11 protein-coding genes are annotated in these 10,469 nt (G+C 70.4%); 5 read left to right on the forward strand and 6 right to left on the reverse strand.

What is annotated here, in order from left to right; all coding sequences use genetic code 11:
* Positions 1-185: 185 nt before the first annotated feature.
* Complete coding sequence (locus tag AC07ZS_RS28710) at positions 186-644, reverse strand: PA2169 family four-helix-bundle protein (protein ID WP_494801849.1); 459 nt, start codon at positions 642-644, stop codon at positions 186-188.
* A gap of 142 nt (positions 645-786) precedes the next feature.
* Positions 787-2,634, reverse strand: a complete 1,848-nt coding sequence (locus AC07ZS_RS28715; protein ID WP_494801850.1) for a sensor histidine kinase — start codon at positions 2,632-2,634, stop codon at positions 787-789.
* 136 nt (positions 2,635-2,770) lie between these two features.
* Here AC07ZS_RS28715 and AC07ZS_RS28720 point away from each other — a divergent pair, with 136 nt between their 5' ends.
* The 4 genes from AC07ZS_RS28720 (at position 2,771) to AC07ZS_RS28735 (ending at position 5,851) form a co-directional block, all read left to right on the forward strand.
* A complete protein-coding gene (locus AC07ZS_RS28720) occupies positions 2,771-3,442 on the forward strand; it encodes an outer membrane beta-barrel protein (RefSeq protein ID WP_494801851.1) in 672 nt (223 codons plus the stop codon).
* A gap of 67 nt (positions 3,443-3,509) precedes the next feature.
* On the forward strand, positions 3,510-3,971 hold the full coding sequence (locus AC07ZS_RS28725; RefSeq protein WP_494801852.1) for a response regulator: 462 nt from the start codon (positions 3,510-3,512) through the stop codon (positions 3,969-3,971).
* A gap of 5 nt (positions 3,972-3,976) precedes the next feature.
* Positions 3,977-4,501 carry an MgtC/SapB family protein gene (locus AC07ZS_RS28730; RefSeq protein ID WP_494801853.1) on the forward strand — a complete coding sequence of 175 codons (525 nt, stop codon included), beginning with the start codon at positions 3,977-3,979 and terminating at the stop codon, positions 4,499-4,501.
* A gap of 75 nt (positions 4,502-4,576) precedes the next feature.
* Complete coding sequence (locus AC07ZS_RS28735) at positions 4,577-5,851, forward strand: sensor histidine kinase (RefSeq protein ID WP_494801854.1); 1,275 nt, start codon at positions 4,577-4,579, stop codon at positions 5,849-5,851.
* Here AC07ZS_RS28735 and AC07ZS_RS28740 read toward each other — a convergent pair.
* Genes AC07ZS_RS28740 through AC07ZS_RS28750 form a run of 3 tightly spaced genes read right to left on the reverse strand, consistent with a single transcriptional unit; the run spans position 5,842 to position 8,272 of the window.
* Complete coding sequence (locus AC07ZS_RS28740; protein WP_494801855.1) at positions 5,842-6,993, reverse strand: zinc-binding metallopeptidase family protein; 1,152 nt, start codon at positions 6,991-6,993, stop codon at positions 5,842-5,844. The genes AC07ZS_RS28735 and AC07ZS_RS28740 overlap by 10 nt on opposite strands.
* Positions 6,990-7,844 carry a YihY/virulence factor BrkB family protein gene (locus tag AC07ZS_RS28745; RefSeq protein WP_494801856.1) on the reverse strand — a complete coding sequence of 285 codons (855 nt, stop codon included), beginning with the start codon at positions 7,842-7,844 and terminating at the stop codon, positions 6,990-6,992. The genes AC07ZS_RS28740 and AC07ZS_RS28745 overlap by 4 nt, the downstream gene beginning before the upstream one ends.
* Positions 7,841-8,272 carry a CBS domain-containing protein gene (locus tag AC07ZS_RS28750; RefSeq protein ID WP_494801857.1) on the reverse strand — a complete coding sequence of 144 codons (432 nt, stop codon included), beginning with the start codon at positions 8,270-8,272 and terminating at the stop codon, positions 7,841-7,843. The genes AC07ZS_RS28745 and AC07ZS_RS28750 overlap by 4 nt, the downstream gene beginning before the upstream one ends.
* 343 nt (positions 8,273-8,615) lie before the next feature.
* Between AC07ZS_RS28750 and rpoN the strand changes: the two genes are divergently transcribed.
* On the forward strand, positions 8,616-10,040 hold the full coding sequence (rpoN, locus tag AC07ZS_RS28755; protein ID WP_494801858.1) for an RNA polymerase factor sigma-54: 1,425 nt from the start codon (positions 8,616-8,618) through the stop codon (positions 10,038-10,040).
* A gap of 7 nt (positions 10,041-10,047) precedes the next feature.
* Here rpoN and AC07ZS_RS28760 read toward each other — a convergent pair.
* Positions 10,048-10,469: response regulator (locus AC07ZS_RS28760; RefSeq protein WP_494801859.1), on the reverse strand; the 422-nt coding region annotated here is incomplete at its 5' end.

The raw sequence follows: 10,469 nt of genomic DNA on the forward strand, positions 1-10,469 counted from the left end.
GCGCTGCTGTGCGCGGATGCGCCCTCACCCCCGCCACCGTCCCCACCCGCACCGCCGGAAGACGAGAGTGCCGACCCGGTGGGCGACGGTCACAGCGATGCGGAATGGGCCGAGCGCCATCCCCAGGGCCGCTGAGCGCGCAAAAAAAGCCCGCGACGTGCGCGGGCCAGGGGGGATTGGGTGGCTCAGTGGGTGGCGGCGGCCTTGTGCTGATCGCGCAGCGCGCGGATCTGGTCGTGGTTGCGCTGCACCCCTTGCATCTGGGCTTCGACGACGCTGCGGATGTCGGTCGGCAGCTCGTCCTTCAGCGCGGAACGGTAGCGCGCCAGGGCGGCGTCTTCACCGCGCTCGGTCTCTTCGAGCATGGCCAGGTCGGTGTAGCCGGCCAGGGTGCCCTTGACGGCCACCCAGCCCCGGTGCGCCGCACCGGTGGCGGTGCCACTGTCCTCGGGCTTGCCGCCCTGCTGCATCACGATGGTCTGCAGCTCGGCGGCGGCACGGCGGCAGTCTTCCGCGCGGGTCATGAAAAGCGACTTGATCTGCGGGTCCACAGCGTGGTCCGCACTGGCTTTGAAGCCGTACTCACCGTCCTTGCAGGTTTCGATGAGGTTGTTGAGCGTGTTGATGGTGCGTGAGTCTTTCATGGCGTTCCTTCGAGTGGATGAACAGGACGCCGAACCGGTGGACATGACGTCTCGACCTATCCGACGTGGCGTCATGGGCATATGGCGTACCTGTGCCGTTCGCGGCGCCCGGCGAAATGCGGCCGGGAGGCTGCGGCAAGATTTACCGCAAAGGGTTCGCCGGCAACACCAGCGTGACCGTGGTGCCGTGGCCCGGTCGGCTCTCCAGGCGAGCCCGGCCCCGGGCTTGAAGGCAGAACCCGTACACCTGGCTCAGGCCGAGCCCGGCAACCTCGTTCGGCTCGTGCGTGGAGAAGAAGGGCTCGAAGGCGCGGCGGGCGACGGCCTCGTCCATGCCGTGGCCGTCGTCGCGCACGGTGATGCGCACATAGATGCCGGCGGGCAGGCCTTCGAGGTCATGGGGCGCGGCCGGCGCGGCCGTGAGCCCCAGGTGGCCGCGCCCCTCGATGGCGTCGCACGCGTTCAGCGCCAGGTTGATGAGCGAGAGTTCCAGTTCGCTCGGGTCCACCCGCACGGGCGGTGTGGCCGGGTCGACGGCGGCGCTGAGTTCGATGCGGTGGTCCAGCAGGGTGCGCAGCAGATCGGCGGTCTCGGGCAGGGAGGCCTGGAGGTGCAGCACGCGCGGGTGCACCGTCTGGCGGCCCGCAAAGCGCAGCAGGTGCTGGGTCAGGCGGCTGCCGGTGGCCACCGCGTTCAGCGTGGTGTCGATCGCGGGCCGGATCTCGGACGGCGGGGCGAGGCGGCGCATGAGGTGGGCGCAGTTGCTGATGATGCCCAGCAGGTTGTTGAACTCGTGCGCGATGCCGCCCGTGAGCCGGCCCAGGGCTTCCACGCGGTGGTTGTGCGAGGCCCGCTGCTCCAGGCCGCGGGTGCGTTCCACCGCCTCGCTCACCTGCTGCTGCAGCTCGGTGCGCGCGTGCCGGATGGCGTGGCCCGCGTCGTGCAGGGCCAGGGCCACCTCGTCGCATTCCAGCAGCCCGGTGCGGGTGCGCCGCACAGGGCGGCCTTCGCGCAGGTCCAGCGCCATCTGCTTGATGGTATGGATGGGGCGCACGATGCGCCGCGCCACCCAGGCCGCCGCGAGCAACGAGACCAGCAGCAGGGCGAGCATGGCCAGCGCCACCTGCAGCAGCGCGCCCGGGATCGCGCCCTCGAACTGCGCGCGCGACATGCCGGTGAGGTAGGTCCAGCCCCGGGGTGAGGTGTGGAAGTAGAGCGTGACGGGGTTGCCGTCGAGCGACACCGAGTGCACGAGGCCTTCGCGGTCGGTGTCCAGGTGGACCTGGAGGTCCGGTGTGGCCGAACGGCCGGTGTGCGCGCCGCCCCCCGGATGGCGGGCCACCACCCGGCCCCGGTTGTCGATGATGGCGGCCAGCCAACCCGGGGGGAGGCGCTGCTCGTCGACGATGCGCTGGAACTCCTGCGGCAGCACGCTGAGGGAGAGGTTGAGCACCGGTGTGCCGTCGCGCAGGACGGGTTGCACCAGCGCGACGTAGAACACCCCGGTGGCGGGGTCCCGCTGCATGGGCTCGATCACGGGGCTGTGAACGAGTGCGGGCAGGGCTTCCCGGCCCTGTGCGCTCGCGGGCGGGTGCCGGGTGCTGAACAGCACGCGGTCCGCGCTGCGCAACTCCAGCCAGCCGTCGAGCCCGGTCAGCGTGCGGCGGGCCTGCCGGTCGAAATCGCGCAGGGCGGTGGGTGACAGGTCGGGTCCCCGGTCGAGCAGGCTGGAGTTGGCGAGGGCCTGCACCACCACGGCCCGTTGCGTCAGTTCGCCGTCGAGCACCATGGACAGCGCGCGGGTGGTCTCCTCGAGCACGTGCTGGCTGCTCTCGCGTTCCAGGCGGTAGGTCAGGCCGATCACCCACACGGTGGCGCACAGGGCGGGCAGCAACACCGCCAGCACCAGGGCGATGAGGCGGGTCCGAATGGAGAAGCCCCGGGTCGACAGGGCGTCCGGTTCGTGCTTCGAGGGAAGTGGAAACAACATCGGTCTGCCCCTGGTTCGTCGGGCCCAGAGCCGTTGCCGGCAATCCGCGTGCCGGGCGGTGGCGGCATCCCGCTTGCCCCCTGTCGACGCTGCACCGCTTTCCGGTCAGTGTTCTCCAACCCACAAGGACTTCACCATGAACCGCACCTTTCATCACCTCAAGGCATGGCCGCTGGCCGCGATCGGTCTGGCCGTGGCGTGCACGGCTGCCGCACAGTCGGGCACGCCACCGCCCCTGGACACCACGGTGGCCCAGGCGGGCAGCACGACGAACCAGCGGCGCGCCTACGCGCCAGGCGAGGGCAACTTTTCCGTGATTCCGTACACCTCGCACGGCTACGTCGGCATCAATGTGGGCAAGCCGGACTACGACCTCGGGTGCGTCGGCGGGTTTGGCTGCTCGGACAGCTCCACCTCGTACAACCTCTATTCCGGCGGCATGTTCAACCGCTGGCTGGGGGCCGAAATCGGCTATGTGAACCTGGGCCGCATGGACCGGGGCGGCGGCAAGAGCGAGGCGCACGGCATCAACCTCAGCCTGGTCGGGCGCGTTCCCCTGGGGGTGATGCACCTGTTCGGCAAGATCGGGGGCATGTATGGGCGCACCGAGGTGTCCGCCAGCCCGCTGGCAGGCATCGCCACCGGCAAGGAAAGCGGCTGGGAAGGCTCCTACGGCCTGGGCTTCGGCTTCGACCTGAGCCCGCGCTCCTCCATCGTGGTGGAGTGGAACCGCTACGACCTGCGCTTCGTCGGTGCCGGCAAGCGCGAGGTGGACACCACCAGCATCGGCTACATGCACCGGTTCTGAGGGCGGGGCAGGCACGCCGCTTGCCCTTTGAAGGTTTGTCACGACCGACCTACCTATGGTGAACACAATGGTGCTTCAGACCACCCCGCCGCCCGAGTCTTCGCCTTACGAGCCCCACCTGGCGCCGGCGGGCAGCGGCTTGCGGCTGGTGGTGGCCGACGACAACCGCGATGCGGCGGAGTCGCTCGCCCTGCTCATGGAGGTGGACGGCCACACCGTGCACATCGCCAACGGCGGCCAGGAAGCGCTGGAGATGGCGCAGCGCCTGCGACCCGACGCCTGCATCCTCGACATCGGCATGCCCGGCATGGACGGCAACGCGGTGGCGCGCGGCCTGCGCGAGTCGCTGCCCGGCCAGCGCATGATGATCGTCGCCGTGACCGGCCGCTCGCAGGAAGGCGACAAGGCGCGTTCGTTGGCGGCCGGGTTCGACCTGTACTTCACCAAGCCCGTGCCGCTGGGGGCCCTCATGGGCAGCCTGGCCCGGTGGCGGGACGAAGGCGAAGCGCTTCCTCCCACGCAAGGCTGACGGCGATGTCCGTGCTGGCCACCATCTGGGCGACGGTGCAGGCCGAGTTCGGTGATCTCGCCGACGTGGAGCGCATCACGCGCGCCGCCTGGCGCATGGGCGAGGCCCTGCTGCTGGGCGCGGCCATCGGCTGGGACCGCGAGCGGCGCGACGCCGAGGCGGGCCTGCGCACCCACATGCTCGTGGCGCTGGGCGCGGCGCTTTTCGTGCTGGTGCCGATGGAGTCCGGCATGAACGAGGAGCAGCTCAGCCGCGTGGTGCAGGGGCTGGTCTCGGGCATCGGTTTCCTGGGCGCGGGCGCGGTGCTCAAGGACCAGGACGAGGGCCGCATCCACGGCCTGACGACCGCCGCGTCCATCTGGGCCACCGCGGCGGTGGGCGTGGCCGCCGGGCTGGGCCTGACCGGCACTGCCCTGCTGGCCACGGCGTTCATCCTGCTGGTGCTGGTGTGGTTGCGCCGGTGGGGTCGCTCGATCCGGCGGGAGAAGGCGGCGCAGGGGGATGGGCCGGCGAAAGCCCGGGACGATTGAGCTCTCCAGGGGTTCAGGTGCAGAATGATCCGCGAGTCCGGTTGGCCGCAGTCATTCTTCCCTAGAGGATCCCCGATGCCCCTGCATGGAAAAGAACTCACCGCACTGGCCGACCGGCTGGGCGAGCGGCGCGAAGACATCCTGCGGGCCTGGCGCGACAGCGTCATGGCGGACTCCACCCTCACCAGCGGCGATTCGTTGCCGCGCACCCAGCTCAACGACCACATCCCTGCGGTGCTGGAGGGCTTCGAGAACCACTTGCGAGCGCCTCGCCCGGAGACCGCGCACCTCGGCGATGCCGCCGCCCATGGCCTGCATCGCTGGCAGCAGGGTTTCGGTCTGTCCGAGGTGGTGCGCGAACTCGGCCGGCTCAACGAGTGCGTGGTGAGTGAACTGGAGGCGCTGTCGGCGCAACACCCGGCGGCCGCGATGGCCGCTGCGCGCGCGGTTTGGGCGCAGGTCTACAGCCTGGCCGTGGGCGCCAGCACGGCGCAGTACTTCAAGCTGCAGCAACTGGAAGCCTCCGCCTATGCGCGCGGTCTGGAAACGGCCCTGGATACCCTGCGCCGCCTGGAGCAGCAGCGCGCCTTGCTCTGGCAGGAGGCCGCACACGATCTGCGCGGCAACCTGGGCGTGGTGGTCAATGCCACGGCCGGCCTGGGGTTGCGCCAGGCCGATCCGGCGGCGCGCGAGACGTTTCTGCGCCTGCTGGGTCACAACGTGCAGGCGCTGCACAAGCTGCTGGACGACGTGACCACCCTGGCCCGGTTGCAGAGCGGTCAGGAGGAGCGCAGCCTGGAAGCGGTGGACGTCGCACCGCTGCTGCGCGGTCTGGGCGAGTCGCTCGAAGACCATGCGCAGCAGAAAGGGCTGGGTTTCACGCTGCGGGGCCCCGAGCCTTTCGTGGTGCAGTCCGATGCGGTGAAGCTGCGCCGCATCGTGCAGAACCTGGTGCTCAATGCCGTGCGCTACACGCGCACCGGCGGCGTGGAGGTGGCCTGGGAACTCGGCGGTGTCGAAGACCCGGAGCGCTGGAAGCTGATCGTGAAGGACACGGGGCCGGGCATCCAGCAGGCGAAGTCATCGGAGCTCAAGGAGGCCCTGGAAGTGGCCACGCAGCACGCGGACCAGGTGGTGTCGGACACGCAGGCCCGGCAGATCACCCACATCCACGACGAGGAGGCGGGCGTGCCCCCGCCGGGTGAATCCACCGAGACCTATGTGCACGGCGAGGGCATCGGCCTGTCCATCGTGAAGCGGCTGTGCGAGGTGCTCGATGCCACCGTGCGGGTGGACTCCGACACCTCGGGAACCACCTTCGAGATCGTGTTCCCGCGCGCCTACGACTGAGCGGGCGGCGCCGGCGCGCGCCGCCGGGCGCTGCCACGGGGCGTCGGGTGGGCGATGACGCGGTGCACCAGGTGCAGCTTGCGCACCGCCGGGCGGGACAGCACGAAGGGATAGAAGTCGGCCACGCCCATGCTGCGCGAGATCTCGTTGAGGGCCACGGTCAGGTGCAGCCAATGGTTGAGCCAGAGCAGGAACTGCTCGTCGGTGGCGTCCAGCGGGCGGTCGCCGTGGCCGTCTTCATTCAGCACGTCGGCACCGAAGGGCTCGCAGGCGAGTTCCACCCGGTCGCCCCGGATGCCGAAGCCGCGCGCCGTGCCCAGCGTGTCGCGCATGTGCAGGTAGTGCGCCCAGGTTTCGGCCCAGTCCTCCCAGGGGTGGCTGCTGGCGTAGGCGGTGACGTGGCGCGAGCTCCAGTCGGTCGGCGCGCCGTGGTGGTAGTGGTTCCGCAGCGCGAGGACGTAGTCGGCGCGCTCGTCGCCGAACACGGTGCGAAACGGCTCCAGCCAGGCCTTGCCGTCGACCAGGCGCTGCCAGAAGTAGTGGCCCGATTCGTGGCGCAGGTGGCCCAGCAGCGTGCGGTAGGGTTCGCGCAACGAGGTGCGGCGGTGTTCGCGTGTGGCGTCGTCGGCCTCACAGGCGTCCAGGGTGATCACGCCCCCGGCGTGGCCGGTGACCACCGGCGGCGAACCGGGCTGCGAGACCAGGATGTCGAACGCCAGCCCGCGCTGCGGGTCTTCGCTGCGCGGCACGACAGGCAGGCGCAGCGCCAGCAGCGAGGACACCATGCGCCGCTTGGCCTGTTCGATGCGGTGCCACCAGCCGGCGTGCTCCGGCACCTCGAGGTCGGGCAGTGTGCGCGTGAGCCGGCAGCACAGGCACAGCGCGGGGGTGTTCTCGCGCGGTGCGGCGGGCGGGACGAGCCAGTTGCACGCGGCGGGCGATGACAGGTTCCGGCAGCGCTGGAAGTGGCGCTGGCGCATGCCCGTCTCGTTGCTGCGCCACCAGCCGGGCTCGTCCGCCGGCTCCAGCGGCAGCAGCTTGCCGCGCGCGGCGTCGTAGCCCAGTGCCCTGCCGCAGCCCAGGCAGACGCTGTTGCGAAAGAAGATCGGTTGCCCGCAGACGCAGGTGAAGGCACGGTTCACGGGGTGGGCGCTTCCGTATCGATCTGGTGCCGAAGCGTGTACGCGCGCGTGAACTCTGCGCCCAGCAGGAACACCTGCGCCGAGTAGTACACCCAGAGCAGGAAGATGACCAGCGAGGAGGCCGCGCCGAACACCGAAGCGACGCCGCTGCGGCCGATGTAGGTGCCGATGAGCGACTTGCCCACGGTGAGCAGCAGCGCGGTGATCACGGCGCCGATCCACACATCGCCCCAGGCCAGCTGCACGCGCGGCATCCACTTGAAGATCATCGCGAAGAGCACGCTGAGGAAGCCCAGGCTCAGGGCGAAGTCCACCACGCCGGCCAGCACGGCCAGCTGGCCCAGCCAGGGCGCGGCCCATTTGCCCAGGGCCGCGAGTGCAGCGCTGAGCACCAGCGAGACCATGAGCAGAAAGCCGATGGCCAGCACCAGCCCGAGGGAGACCAGGCGCGCGCGCAGCAGCTCCACGATGCCCCCACCCCGGGCGCGCTGGTCGCCCGTGCGCCAGATGCGGTCCATGGCATTGCGCAGCTCGGCGAATACCGTGGTGGCGCCGATCAGCAGGGCGCCCAGCCCCACCACCGTGCCGATGACGCCGGCGGCCGGGCGGTTCGCGTCCTCGACCAGGCTGTTGATGGTGAGCGCGCTGTCGCTGCCGACCAGGTGCGAGAGCTGCGCGAAGATCTCGCCGCGCGCCGCCGCCTCGCCGAACCACAGGCCGGCGACCGAGATCACGATCAGCAGGATGGGGGCGACCGAGAACAGCGTGTAGTAGGCGAGGGCGGCGCCCATGCTGGGCGCGTCGTCCTCCACCCAGTTCACGACCGTGGCCTTGAGGACGCGAAAGATCATCGCGTGGGGCGGGCTGGTTCGGAGATGTCGGCCAGCGCGGCACCGGCTTGTTGCACATCGCCCCTGGCGGCCAGGTCGCCCAGCGAGAGGATGCCCACCAGGCGCTTGTCGCGGTCGAGCACGGGCAGGCGGCGGATCTGCAGCTGCTGCATCTTGGCCGCCACTTCGGCCAGGCCTTCGTCCTCGAACACCCATTCGACCTCGGCACTCATGACGTCTTCGAGCCGGGTCTGGCCGGGCACCAGGTCCTGGGCCACGCCGCGCACGACGATGTCGCGGTCGGTCACCATGCCGAGGATGCGCTGGCCGTCGCAGACCGGCAGTGAGCCGACGTCCAGTTCCTCCATGGCCTGGGCGGCGAGCACCACGCTGTCCTGCGGACCGAGCGTGCGCACGCCGCGGGTCATGACGTCTTTTACCTGTTTCATCAAGAACCTCCTGTTGCGGATGAACCTGCGTCGGGCACGTGCCGTGCCCGGTGCACGCCCATCCGCAGCGCCGACGGCGTCGCACGACGGACGGCCGGTTTCGGCAAAATTTGCCGCAATGGCTGCCGATGTCTGCGTGTCGGGCCGGCGCGGCTGGCAGTGTGTATCCGGATGTGCGGGGCATGGAGGCCGCTGCGCCTCGCGGGTGCCGCCGGGAGGTCGCCGTTTTGTTGGGATTTGTGTCCTGGCCGTGGAATCGGCACAGCGGTTGCATGGTGATGCCGGGCGAGGCTGTCGCGCGGTGCGGTTCAGCCGAACAGACCCAATCAGGAGGAGTGACCCGATGATGCAGCTCGACGCGCGCGCCGAACAGCGCCAGACCCTGTCTCCCCGTCTGCAACATGCCGTTCGGCTGCTGCAGATGTCGTCGCTGGATTTCGGCATCGTGGTGCGCGATGTGCTGGGGCGCAACCCCTTTCTCGAAGCGGAGGACGAGGCTGCCGAGGAGGCGCGGGACGGCGGGCCGGACACCCGGCCCGATGAGGGGCGCGACGCGCAGGCCGAGCCGCCCGCCGCGTCCGACCGGGACCTGTGGCTCGCCGACGGGCTGGCGCCCGCGCGCCAGGGGCACGACGGGGATGTGTCGGCGCTGGATTTCGTGATGGAGGAAGTACCGCTCAACGCACACCTGCACGCGCAGCTGGGCACCATGGCGCTGTCTCCCCGCGACCTTGCGCTGGCCGGCGTGGTTGTGGAGTCGCTGGACGACGACGGCTACCTGCGCTCCCCTCTGACGGCGTTGTGCGGCGTGGCCGCGGTGACGCCGGCCGCCACGCTGGAGGACCTGCAGATCGCGCTCAAGCTGGTTCAATCGCTGGAGCCGGTGGGGGTAGCGGCCCGCGACGTGGCGGAATGCCTGAGCCTGCAGCTGGGCGAGATCGAATGCCCCCACCTGCGCGCGATGGCGCGCACCATCGTGCACGGGCACCTGCATAGCCTGGCCGCGCGCGACGTGCCGGCGATGGCGCGGGCGCTGGGTGCGTCGGCCGGCGAGGTCGAGATGGCGTGCGACCGCATCCGCCACCTCGACCCGAGGCCAGGCTGGCGCCAGAGTTCCTCGCAAGTGAACTGGATCGTGCCCGACGTGATCGTGAGGAAGGACAGGGGCGTCTGGGACGTGCAGCTCAACGCGGCGGTCGTGCCCCGGGTGCGGCTCAACGAGGTGTATGCGCAGTTGTTCCAGCGCCACCGCGGCGCCGAGAACACCGAAATGGGCGCGCATCTGCAGGAGGCGCGCTGGACCGTGCGCAACGTCGAGCAGCGCTTCTCGACCATCCTCGACGTGTCGCAGGCCATCGTGCGCCGCCAGCGCCACTTCTTCGAGTACGGCAGCATGGCGATGAAGCCGCTGGGCCTGCGCGAGATCGCCGACGAGGTGGGCGTCCACGAGTCCACGGTGTCGCGCGTGACGAACAACAAGTACATGGCCACGCCCACCGGTGTGTACGAGCTCAAGCATTTCTTTTCTCGCGCGATGGTGAGCGCCAACGGCAAGGCGTGTTCGGGCACCGCCATCCGGGGGTTGATCCAGGACATCATCGAATCGGAGTCGACCGGGCAGCCCCTGTCGGATGCCGAGATCACGCGCCAGCTGGCCCGGCAGGGCCTGACGGTGGCGCGCCGCACCGTCACCAAGTACCGCCAGATGCTGCGCATCGACGCGGTCGGCCGGCGCAAGCGCCACGACGGCCTGGCGGTCGAGGCCTGATCCGGCTTCAGCCGATCGCTTCGCCCAGTTGCCGGAGCAGGTCGTCGGGGTTCACCGGCTTGAGCAGGTGCTGGTCGAACCCGGCCAGGCGCGCCGCCTCGCGGTCGGCGTCCCGGCCCCAGCCGGTGATGGCGATGAGGTGAACGCCTTGTGTGGCGGCGTCGGCGCGCAGCGCCCTGGCGACCTGGTGACCGTCGAGGCCGGGCATGCCGATGTCGAGCAGGGCGACATCGGGCACCCGGGCCCTGGCGGCACGAACCGCTGCCTCGCCGTCGTGCACCACCTCGACCGCGTGGCCGTGCGACGACAGGACCGCCGACAGACTCGCCGTGAGATCGACGTTGTCGTCCGCCAGCAGGATGCGCAGCGGGCGCAGCGGGCGCAGGGGGGGCGATGGGCGCTCGGCCAGCGGCGGGGCCGCCTCGGGCC

It is taken from the genome of Hydrogenophaga sp. GW456-12-10-14-TSB4 (assembly GCF_059424305.1).

Excerpts from the sequence above, each read along its gene's own strand:
- AC07ZS_RS28720 (WP_494801851.1), top strand. The coding sequence starts at position 2,771 with ATGAACCGCACCTTTCATCACCTCAAGGCATGGCCGCTGGCCGCGATC.
- AC07ZS_RS28710 (WP_494801849.1), bottom strand. The coding sequence starts at position 644 with ATGAAAGACTCACGCACCATCAACACGCTCAACAACCTCATCGAAACC.
- AC07ZS_RS28745 (WP_494801856.1), bottom strand. The coding sequence starts at position 7,844 with ATGATCTTTCGCGTCCTCAAGGCCACGGTCGTGAACTGGGTGGAGGAC.
- AC07ZS_RS28725 (WP_494801852.1), top strand. The coding sequence starts at position 3,510 with ATGGTGCTTCAGACCACCCCGCCGCCCGAGTCTTCGCCTTACGAGCCC.
- AC07ZS_RS28750 (WP_494801857.1), bottom strand. The coding sequence starts at position 8,272 with ATGAAACAGGTAAAAGACGTCATGACCCGCGGCGTGCGCACGCTCGGT.
- rpoN (WP_494801858.1), top strand. The coding sequence starts at position 8,616 with ATGATGCAGCTCGACGCGCGCGCCGAACAGCGCCAGACCCTGTCTCCC.
- AC07ZS_RS28715 (WP_494801850.1), bottom strand. The coding sequence starts at position 2,634 with ATGTTGTTTCCACTTCCCTCGAAGCACGAACCGGACGCCCTGTCGACC.
- AC07ZS_RS28735 (WP_494801854.1), top strand. The coding sequence starts at position 4,577 with ATGCCCCTGCATGGAAAAGAACTCACCGCACTGGCCGACCGGCTGGGC.
- AC07ZS_RS28730 (WP_494801853.1), top strand. The coding sequence starts at position 3,977 with ATGTCCGTGCTGGCCACCATCTGGGCGACGGTGCAGGCCGAGTTCGGT.